Below are 7491 nucleotides of genomic sequence, written 5' to 3' on the forward strand. Positions count from 1 at the left end.
AAAAGCGAAAAGACATAGCTGTTCGGAAGGCTTCTAAAGCTTCAGCAAAAGTGTTCAAAGGTTTCGAGGCCCACCTTAATTACGAACCAGAAACTTGATTGACAAATTGTTGAGATTGTGGTGCGTTTCACTTTGCGACAACGCACCCGATATTAGGATGCGATCGCATAATGGCAAATGTGCAAAATGTGAATTTAAAAATTTCCATTAAGATTTTAAATAGTAACAAAAAGTTGGTCAGGAGTTGAGATTATGTCTTTGAGAGAACAATGGTATGCTGCGCGATCGCAACGTCAACAAGAAGTGCTAGAACGCCGACAGCAGGTAGCTACATTTTTACTAGAGACGCGATCCCAACTTAACGAAGTCTGTCTCGAACAGCGACAGCAGCGCGTAGCCTATGTAGCAGCTATAAAAAATTATGTGTGGGGAACAACCCCTAATACTGAAAATGACAGTAACATAACAACTGATATAGGGCAAAATAAAAGGTAGTAAACCATGCATCCCAATCAGTTCTGGCAAATGTTTGAAGATGAATGGTTTACCCCCAAGTACCACCTGAAAAAGCTCTTAGGTGCGGGAGCATTTGGGGCAGTATTTTTAGTAGATGAAGTTATAGGCGATCGCGTCATTCGAGAAGTTGCCATCAAAATATTCTCTAATGAGGGTGAAATGCAAGAGCGGCAAATCATCGAGTTACAGACTGCTATTTCGCTTAAACATCACGCACTTTTGGAGGGATTCAGCCCCGAACAAGGATGGCTCAAAGGAATTGAATGTCTTGGTTTAGTGATGGAACTAGCCCAAGATTCGTTAACAAAGCGGTTACAACAGGGCAGTTTAGCGATCGCAGAAGTTAAAGTAATAGTTAAAAACTTGGCGAGTGCGCTGCAATATCTCCATGAAAAAGGCATTGTGCATCGAGACGTAAAACCTGCCAACATCATGCAAGTAAACGGGCAATGGAAGTTAACAGACTTCGGTATTTCCCGACTTTTAGAAAGCTGCAATGGTACTGATACCTCTGTTACTAGTCAGGTGGGAACGATCGCCTATGCACCTCCAGAATCTTACAAAGGTAAAATTTCGCTAGCATGGGACTTGTGGTCGCTAGGGGTAGTCATCGCTGAAATACTTACAGGGATACATCCCTTTGCAGGCAAAACTTCTCAAGAGTTGATGCAGCGAGTCACGCACCAAGAGCCAGAATTGCCAGAATTATCCACTCCTTTTGCGACAATTGTTGAGGGATGTTTAGTCAAAGATTATACGCAACGTTGGACAGCAAACCAAGTGCTGGCAGCTCTTGATCCGATTGCAGATTTAGGCAGAGTCACAGTTCTATTACCTCTTTCTCCTAGCTTTCGTAAAGTTATTCCTACAGAAGCAGGAGCTACTGGATGCGCTACGATTCCGGTGGCAAATATTCAAATGCAAGCAAAAGAGCCATATCAGCAGTTAATTCCACAAGCTAAAGAGCAGAAAAAAGCCATTATCCAACCTAACCGGCGCTCCAACTATCAAGAGCGGCTTCCTGGTGGCTCTATGCTGGATATGATTGCCATTCCTACTGGCAGTTTTTTCATGGGAACTGCAACCGAAGACATCGAGCAGGTTTTAAAACTAGAAACTTGGTTTAAACGCTCAGAAGTCATCAAGTGGTTACGCTCAGAAATGCCCCAGCATCGCGTCAGCATACCTGCTTTGTATATGAGCAGAACTCCAATAACCCAGGAGCAATGGCAGGTAGTAATGCAGACAAACCCTTCTCATTTTAGTAGTCTGCTGCGTCCAGTGGAAAGTATATCTTGGTGGCAAGCACAGGAATTTTGCGATCGCCTCTCCCAACTTACAGGCAAATCTTATCGTCTACCAAGCGAAGCAGAATGGGAATATGCGTGTCGTGCTGGCACACAAACACTTTACAGTTTTGGAAACAGCAAACAACCGTTGCGAGATTACGCATGGTATACATGGAATTCCCGACAGAAAACCCAACTAGTAGGGCAGAAAAAGCCCAACCCTTGGGGTTTACAAGATATGCACGGATTAGTCTGGGAGTGGTGCGAAGATAATTGGCATGAAAACTATAATGGCGCACCTAGCGATCGTAATGCTTGGATTGAAGATGGACACCCAACTAAACGTGTAGTGCGGGGCGGCTCTTGGTATAGCTTGGCAGATGATTGTCGCTGTGTTTATCGTTTTTGTTATGATGCCAGTTTCCGCTATTCGAGTATTGGGTTCCGTGTGGTTGCAGTTTAATGATGAGTATTGACTCGTTACGCTGACCTGGACTGAGAATAAAAGTTATCGGTTTACCCTTACCCTCACAACGTATGTGTATTTTAGTACTGAAACCACCGCGAGAACGCCCTAATTTTTCGTCTTCTTCACCCCCTTTTTTCCACCTGCGGAATGCTGGTTATTACACTTGTATTTATACAAAATGAAGTGCGGAATGTGGGATAAAAGAGAGCTATGTTAAGGAATTTTAATGTAAGGTGTGTTGTCGCACCGTCAACAATCCTCTGCAAGATGTATCTAGGATTTCAACACTTCTTTTGCACCTTCAATAAAAAATTTGGCAACAGGATGATCAATCATCTTTTCTAAAGCTGCAAAACTTCCTGCTTTGACTCTTCGCAAAATTCGAGATTTTAGCTCTGGATTCTTTTCAACCTCATCTATAGCCTTTGCTCCCAGTACCCTGGAACTATCACCAGGATAATCTAATGATAATTGCTCTAATAGAACCTTAATATCTTTAGCAGCTTGTGCTAAATCCTGAGAATTGTTGATCTGGGTACCAATTTTGTCACCCATGACCTTATCGCCTGCAATATTATCACCCAAACCGTTTTGATATATTTTATGCGTCATATCTTTTCATCTTAAAAGCTATCTATTTCTTCTTTACTTTATTACCTGCAACTTTATCACCCGCACTATTATCACCCAAACCATTTTGATGTATAACAGTTCCTTTTGTTGCAATAGCTACAATGCCAACTATGCCAAATATAGCTATCAAAAAAAATATTATCAATAAACTTGAACCTGTTAAGCCTGTCGGTTCAGGTGCAGGACGTGGAATTAGCCCTGTTGGTAATGAAGGTACTTCAGTTATTGGAGTCTCCTTAGGCGTAGCATATAAAGATAGTCTAGCTAGTACTGAAGGTGGTATAGTTAGAACTTTTTCTACATTGTTTGTAGGCGTAGGAGATGAAGATAGTTCAGTTGGTTTAAGATCTGGACTGTTTATAAGTTTATGTGTTAATTTATCGTAAGACGAAGGAGATGAAGATAGTTTTGTCGGTTGTGTAACTTTTGTAGATGTAGCTGTATCATAACATTTTGTTGGACGTGAAGGTTCATTTAGGATAAAGCAATCAGTTTGTGAACCATCACCACGAATCACAGAAACAATCCATCCAAAAATAACTGCACCACTTCCACCTCCAACGGTAGCTATAATAATTTCGGCGGGTTTAGACATCTTAAACCTCCAAGACAACTTAATTAATTGATTTTAGGATTTGTCTCGAACCTTAAAGATTAAATTAAGACGTTCTGACTACCAAATACACTGAAAATTTCTTTTTTGCACCCTGATTGAGACATTATACAGAGTTTTCCGTGTTCACAGTAGGATGGAAGTTTTGAAAACTCGGCTCTTTCGTACTTGTCGTGCTAAATCTTTAATTAAAAACAAAGCGATTACATCCTTTTTCAGGATATAACGAGTTTGAAAACACGCCCTAGAATCCCACGGCTTTTTGTGAAAACGAGCATTCGCGTTGTTTTCATAGCTGTAGGAGTGTCAATGTGCTAATGCTTCACGCACCCACCGCCGAAATGCTCGTCTGGCTGTACTAGATCCTTGTGTTAGGCTCAATTGCAAAAACTCTAATATTCCCTCAATTACAGGCAGGTTTTCAAATATCAGGCTAGTTTCAACCTGAATATACTCTCCTTGATTTAAGACAAAGACTTGCAACTTGCCATCTCCGTAACACCACAGTTCGGGTACACCCAAGGCCACATAACCTGAAAGCTGGGTTTTTGAGGTAACATCAATTTCAATTGCTAAATCCGGTGGTGGATCGACTGACAGATTTATCCGTCGCTTGCCGATCATTTTGCGAGCATTTTGGATATAAAAACAAGTATCTGGTTCTATACCTGCTGCAATTTCTGCTCGCTTAAATGTTGTCGAGCCGTAAGGTTCCCAGTCAAGTTCTAACTCATCAAGTAAGATTTTAACCATGTCACCGATGAGTTCTTTGTCAACTTCATGTTCTGGTGTCGGCATCCGAATCTCTAACACCCCTTGATAGTAAGCAACTCTTGCAGCGCGATGTTCTCCAAGTTCGTCTAAAATTTCCTCAAATTCTGTCCAAGTGATTTCTCGCAATGTCAAGCACTGTCCTGGTTGAACGTCGATTTGACACAGTTGCAGTGTAACAACCATTTTCTTCTCCGTAACGCTCACTTTTGGGGATTAATTCCACACTTCGGTTAAATCCAACACAAACCCTGGTAAAACATCTTCCCCTGATAAATTTGCAGGATGATTTAGTATTTCTACATCTTGATTTGGGCGATAAATTTCTACTTGTTTATTTTTTCGGTCAATTAACCAACCTAAACGGACGCCATTATCTATGTATTCCCTCATTTTGGCGCGTAACTTTTCGATAGAGTCATTTTTAGAACGTAATTCTAATACAAAATCAGGACAAATTGGGGCAAAGGTTTCTTGTTGTTCTGTGCTGAGGGCATCCCATCTATCTTGACGTATCCATGCTGCATCGGGAGAGCGATCGCTACCATTAGGAAGATGAAAACCAGTAGAAGAATTAAATGCTTTACCCAATTTAGTTTGACGGTTCCACAACCAAAGTTGTCCTTCTATATCTAGATTTCTGTTTCCTGTATCACTACCCGTCGGTGGCATAACAATTAACTCTCCCGTAGCAGTTCGTTCTAATTGTAAATCTCTATTAGCTAGTGCCAATTCAATAAACTGTTCGTGGGTGAGTGTCAATGTTAGTGTAGATGGAATATTAACTGCAAGAGTTTGGGATTTGGCTTGTGTCATTGTTCTGTCCTAAAGCTGGAACCCAAATGTTACAGAAGGCTAAAATAATTTGTCTTCTGGTTAGTTCCAGAGTAGCATCCAAACGTTGTAGCTGGCTTCCTCGCATTTTAGGTTAGAAAGTGTTTGTTATGTTACCCATATCTGCCCGTTGGATTCAAGATTTTGAAAAGCATCTGTATCGTCGTCAGCATCTTATTCTCTACAGCAACATTCACGATCAATTCCTTTGGCAAGGTAACTATCAGAACATAGCAAGCTTCCTTGATAGCTACTTCCATAGCAAACTGGGATTTGATTTGATTGTTCGTTACGATCCGATAGATGGTTTGACTTTTCCTCAGCCAGAGATGCGCCCTATATTTGAAGAGTTGGCGCGCCAACGATTGGCACAACAACAACTTGAACGCCTGGGACAGTCTTCTACACCAAGTACAATGGGCAACGCCCCGCCTGCGGCGATCGCAGATCCCATGCAACCACCATCTCGTGCTAACCCTGGAACAGTGGTACAACGGTTCGCGAGCTCTTATCAATCGCCGGAGGTTGCTTTTAGTCAGTTACGAGCAGTTGTGTCCCAACCAAAAACCTCAGTAGTGGCGATCGTCGATGTCGGAGATATGCTAACTGCCGATCCAGAACGCTACTCTGCTGATGAACGTCATCTTTTGATGTTGCTGAAAAAATCCACATTGGAAGCGTCTGTAATTGCTGAAGGTAATCTCAGAGGCTATCGCAACACTCTCATTCTCCTCGCCAGCGACCTGCAACGAGTGCCGCCTTGGTTTTATACCAGCAATCCTTTTCTAGCTTTAGTCCAAGTCACCCGTCCTAATAAAGAAGAACGCCAGCAATTTATCCTCCGCTTTGGACAACAGGGATTTTATGGTGGACATCTGTTAAATGCCCAACGCCCCAGTCTCCAACAACCTTCAGACGTAGAACTTGCCGCAGAGGAATTTGCCGCCTTAACCGAAGACTATCAGACGATGGATTTAGAAGCTATCCGTCAGACATCCTGGCGAGAACGTATTCCCCTGAGTCCCAAAACCGTCTTGCGCTTAGTAGACTTTTATAAATTTGGGCAACGAGATGAACCATTTGAGCAAATCAGTGCTGATAAAATTGCTTACGCCAGAGAGGAACTATGCAAATTTGTAATCGGTCAACCCCGTGCTGTAGAAGCTGTTACCAATCTCCTAACTAGCGCGAAAGTGGGTATCAGCTTGAATAATGTTAGCGGTCGTAATAGCAAGCCAAAAGGAATTTTCTTTTTTGTTGGCCCTACGGGTGTAGGTAAAACTGAGTTAGCCAAATCACTCACACGGCTGATTTTTGGAGATGAGCAAGCATTTGCCCGCTTTGATATGAGCGAGTACAAAGAAGAACACGCAGCTGAAAAGTTAACAGGTGCGCCACCTGGTTTCATCGGTTATGAAGAGGGCGGACAATTAACAAACCGAATTTTAGAGCGTCCTTACAGCATTTTACTGTTTGATGAAATTGAAAAAGCTCATCCCAAAGTATTAGATAAATTTCTCCAAATTTTAGAGGATGGTCGCCTTACAGATGGAAAAGGACAAACAGTTTATTTTAATCAAACGGTAATTATTTTTACTAGTAATATTGGTGCTTCTGATTTGACAGATCAGCAAACTGGAGCGATTATTCGTAATGGCATTATGACACAAGTACAACACCTTGGTGTTAGTTCCTTCAGTTACGCTCAAGTTGAAGCCCATTTTCGTGCCGAAGTTCATTGGCACTTTACTAGCCGCATTGGTCGGGCTGAACTCTTGAACCGTTTGGGCGATAGTATTGTCGTATTTGATTTACTACGTCCTGATTTTGTTTGGCAAATTGGGCAGAAGTTTCTGAGACAATTGGCTGAATCTGCTTGGGATAAATATCAGTTGCAAGTGCTATTTCAACCAGTAGTATTAGAAGTCATAAATGTATATATGCAGGAGGATGACAATTTACTATTTGGTGGACGGCGAATTAAAACATTGCTGGAAACTCTGATTGAGCGTCCGCTTAACCGCTGGATTTTTGAAAATTACTCCGATTTAAATACACTCACAGGTAAACGGTTAATTGTCAGTATGGTACAAAATGGTGTGCTGTGTATCACTGAGGCGTAATAGGGGTAAAAACAAGATACGCGCAAAATTTATCACAATGTAAAGTTTTGTAATTCAGCCATGTATTTATGTCTTTCAAACATTGCCTTGTTTGCTTTCTTTTAGGCAATGTTTTTTAGCTGAAGGGGTGACAAGGAGAGGCTAAAAGCCAATACGGTTCAGTTAACGGGACTTAAACAAAACAGGAAATTAAAAAAGACTATAATGCTTAAATAGCAAAGCTTTCACGTGAAAGTAAGCTGA

7 protein-coding genes and 1 pseudogene are annotated in these 7491 nt (G+C 41.6%); 3 read left to right on the forward strand and 5 right to left on the reverse strand.

Features of this window, described 5'->3' with window-relative positions; translation table 11 throughout:
• Window positions 1-252: 252 nt before the first annotated feature.
• Window positions 253-495 (forward strand): hypothetical protein, encoded by a 243-nt coding sequence (locus RMX98_RS35795; RefSeq protein ID WP_322680861.1) that lies wholly within the window; start codon window positions 253-255, stop codon window positions 493-495.
• Between the two features lie 6 nt (window positions 496-501).
• Window positions 502-2268, forward strand: a complete 1767-nt coding sequence (locus tag RMX98_RS35800; RefSeq protein ID WP_322680860.1) for a bifunctional serine/threonine-protein kinase/formylglycine-generating enzyme family protein — start codon at window positions 502-504, stop codon at window positions 2266-2268.
• A 13-nt stretch (window positions 2269-2281) separates the two neighbouring features.
• Here RMX98_RS35800 and RMX98_RS35805 read toward each other — a convergent pair.
• The 5 genes and pseudogenes from RMX98_RS35805 to RMX98_RS35825 form a co-directional block, all read right to left on the reverse strand.
• A pseudogene (locus RMX98_RS35805) lies at window positions 2282-2410 on the reverse strand (IS5/IS1182 family transposase); the annotation flags it as partial.
• 137 nt (window positions 2411-2547) lie between these two features.
• Window positions 2548-2886, reverse strand: a complete 339-nt coding sequence (locus tag RMX98_RS35810) for a hypothetical protein (protein WP_322680859.1) — start codon at window positions 2884-2886, stop codon at window positions 2548-2550.
• A 22-nt stretch (window positions 2887-2908) separates the two neighbouring features.
• On the reverse strand, window positions 2909-3502 hold the full coding sequence (locus RMX98_RS35815; protein ID WP_322680858.1) for a hypothetical protein: 594 nt from the start codon (window positions 3500-3502) through the stop codon (window positions 2909-2911).
• Between the two features lie 324 nt (window positions 3503-3826).
• The gene (locus tag RMX98_RS35820; protein ID WP_322680857.1) at window positions 3827-4477 is read right to left on the reverse strand and encodes a Uma2 family endonuclease; all 651 of its coding nucleotides are present in this window, start codon (window positions 4475-4477) and stop codon (window positions 3827-3829) included.
• 30 nt (window positions 4478-4507) lie between these two features.
• Entirely contained in the window at window positions 4508-5107 is a 600-nt protein-coding gene (locus RMX98_RS35825) for a Uma2 family endonuclease (protein WP_322680856.1), read from the reverse strand.
• A 128-nt stretch (window positions 5108-5235) separates the two neighbouring features.
• Between RMX98_RS35825 and RMX98_RS35830 the strand changes: the two genes are divergently transcribed.
• Window positions 5236-7248, forward strand: a complete 2013-nt coding sequence (locus RMX98_RS35830) for an AAA family ATPase (protein WP_322680855.1) — start codon at window positions 5236-5238, stop codon at window positions 7246-7248.
• Window positions 7249-7491 lie beyond the last annotated feature (243 nt).

The organism is Nostoc sp. DedQUE02 (assembly GCF_034531035.1).
In the GTDB taxonomy this organism is placed as follows: domain Bacteria; phylum Cyanobacteriota; class Cyanobacteriia; order Cyanobacteriales; family Nostocaceae; genus Nostoc.